Origin of the sequence: Faecousia intestinalis (assembly GCF_040096185.1) — a bacterium.
Lineage (GTDB): Bacteria > Bacillota > Clostridia > Oscillospirales > Oscillospiraceae > JAZOXB01.
Genome location: NZ_JBBMFF010000022.1, coordinates 1 through 1,911, shown reverse-complemented (window position 1 = coordinate 1,911; position 1,911 = coordinate 1). Strand labels below are relative to the sequence as shown.

The following is a 1,911-nucleotide window of genomic DNA, read 5'->3' as shown; positions in this document are numbered from 1 at the left end:
ACGGCCCCTTCGGGGCCTCGCAATGACACATCGGGGGCAATTACCATTTTAACGCCAGCCTGTCCGCTCCCCTGCATTATTTTTATCACACTATCATCGTTTTTATCGATGATATCCTCGTTTCACTCAAAATAACGATTGGATTTTTCCGGTTTTTCCCCGTATAATAGTGTTATTCTTCTAAAAAAATAACGAGAGGGGTACCACAATGAAGAAAAAGATCAGTTGGTGGGTCATTGTGACCGGCGCGATCGTCGGTCTGTCCGCTGTCCTGCTGACGCATTTCGGAAACCCGGCCAACATGGGCTTCTGCATCGCGTGCTTCCTGCGCGATATCGCAGGCTCGCTCGGCCTCCACAGCGCCGGTAAGGTGCAGTATATCCGCCCGGAGATCATCGGCCTCGTGCTCGGCGCGTTCGTCATGTCCGTCTGCACGAAGGAGTTCCGCGCAAAGTCCGGCTCCGCGCCCGCGCTCCGCTTTGTCCTCGGCGCGTTCGTCATGATCGGCGCGCTGGCCTTCCTCGGCTGCCCGCTGCGCATGGTGCTCCGTCTGGCCGGCGGCGATGCCAACGCGCTGGTCGGTCTGGTCGGCTTCGGCGCCGGTATCTTTGCCGGTACGCTGTTCCTGAAGAGGGGCTTCTCACTCAAGCGCTCCTATGACTCCGTCCCGCTCGAGGGCGTCGTCCTCCCCGTCAGCATGACGGTCATCCTGCTGCTGTTCCTGACGGTCCCCGTCATCTTCAAGCTCAGCGAGGCAGGCCCCGGCTCGAAGCACGCGCCTGTCTGGCTGGCTCTGGCCCTGTCCATGGTCATCGGCGCGCTGGCGCAGCGCTCCCGTCTGTGCATGGCAGGCGGCATCCGTGACGCCGTCATGTTCGGCGATTTTAAGCTGCTGTCCGGCTTTGTAGCTATCTTCCTCGTTGCGCTCATCGGCAATCTGGTGACGAAGCAGTTCCATTGGGGCTTCCAGCTCCAGCCCATCGCCCACAGCAGCCATGTGTGGAACTTCCTCGGCATGACGCTCGTCGGCTGGGGCTCCGTGCTGCTCGGCGGCTGCCCGCTGCGTCAGCTCATTCTGGCCGGCAGCGGCAACGGCGACTCCACCGTCACCGTGTTCGGCATGCTCGCCGGTGCGGCGGCTGCCCACAACTTCGGTCTGGCCGGTACGGCCGACTCCACGAACGCCGCCGGTGAGTTCGTCCGCGGCGGCCTGCCAAACACCGGCAAGATCGCCGTTGTCTCCGGCATCGTGGTCTGCCTGGCAGTTTCCGTGCTCAACCTTCCGAAATTCGTGAAAAAACAGGAGGCGAAATAACATGGTCGATGCAAGAGGTCTGCTCTGCCCCATGCCCGTCGTGATGGTCCAGAAGGCCGTGAAGGACGGCCATCCCGCCGAGATCGAGGTCCTGCTGGACGACGCCTGCGCCGTGGAGAACGTCATGCGCTATGCCAACCGTCAGGGCTACACCGTCACCTCCGTGCCGGAGGGTCCCGACACCCGCCTGACGCTGAAGAAATGACCGCGTACATCGCGACGTTCCACACGCACCTGTCCGCCCTGCTGACCTGCCGGGCGCTGACCGCGGCGGGCGTGGCTGCGCAGATGATGCCTGTTCCCCGGCGGCTGAGCGCCGCCTGCGGCACCTGCGTGCGCTATACGGCCGATTCCCCCATGCTCTCATGCATGGACACGGATTATGAGGCCGTGTATGAGACGGCGGATAACACCACCCCGCGTCTGCTGTGTGAAAATCGATAACGATAAAAACACTCCCGGAGCCGAACAGCTCCGGGAGTCCTTTTATGTAGGGGAGCGGACAGCCGTGCCCGGCGCGGTACTGCCGGAGCGTACAGGCTATCGTTAAAATGGTAAACGCCCCCAAATTGTCATTGCGAGGAGGCCAACGGCCG

3 protein-coding genes are annotated in these 1,911 nt (G+C 61.9%); all 3 read left to right on the top strand.

Features of this window, described 5'->3' with window-relative positions:
* Nucleotides 1-208 precede the first annotated feature (208 nt).
* The 3 genes from yedE to WMO66_RS00165 are packed head-to-tail and all read left to right on the top strand — an operon-like array spanning nt 209 to nt 1,759.
* Entirely contained in the window at nt 209-1,315 is a 1,107-nt protein-coding gene (gene yedE, locus WMO66_RS00175) for a YedE family putative selenium transporter (protein WP_349134388.1), read from the top strand.
* 1 nt (nt 1,316) lies between these two features.
* Nucleotides 1,317-1,520, top strand: a complete 204-nt coding sequence (locus tag WMO66_RS00170; RefSeq protein WP_349134387.1) for a sulfurtransferase TusA family protein — start codon at nt 1,317-1,319, stop codon at nt 1,518-1,520.
* A complete protein-coding gene (locus tag WMO66_RS00165; RefSeq protein ID WP_349134386.1) occupies nt 1,517-1,759 on the top strand; it encodes a putative Se/S carrier protein in 243 nt (80 codons plus the stop codon). The genes WMO66_RS00170 and WMO66_RS00165 overlap by 4 nt, the downstream gene beginning before the upstream one ends.
* Nucleotides 1,760-1,911 lie beyond the last annotated feature (152 nt).

What these genes read in the sequence shown, in the direction of transcription:
- WMO66_RS00165 (WP_349134386.1), top strand. Translation starts at nt 1,517, where the DNA reads ATGACCGCGTACATCGCGACGTTCCACACGCACCTGTCCGCCCTGCTG.
- WMO66_RS00170 (WP_349134387.1), top strand. Translation starts at nt 1,317, where the DNA reads ATGGTCGATGCAAGAGGTCTGCTCTGCCCCATGCCCGTCGTGATGGTC.
- yedE (WP_349134388.1), top strand. Translation starts at nt 209, where the DNA reads ATGAAGAAAAAGATCAGTTGGTGGGTCATTGTGACCGGCGCGATCGTC.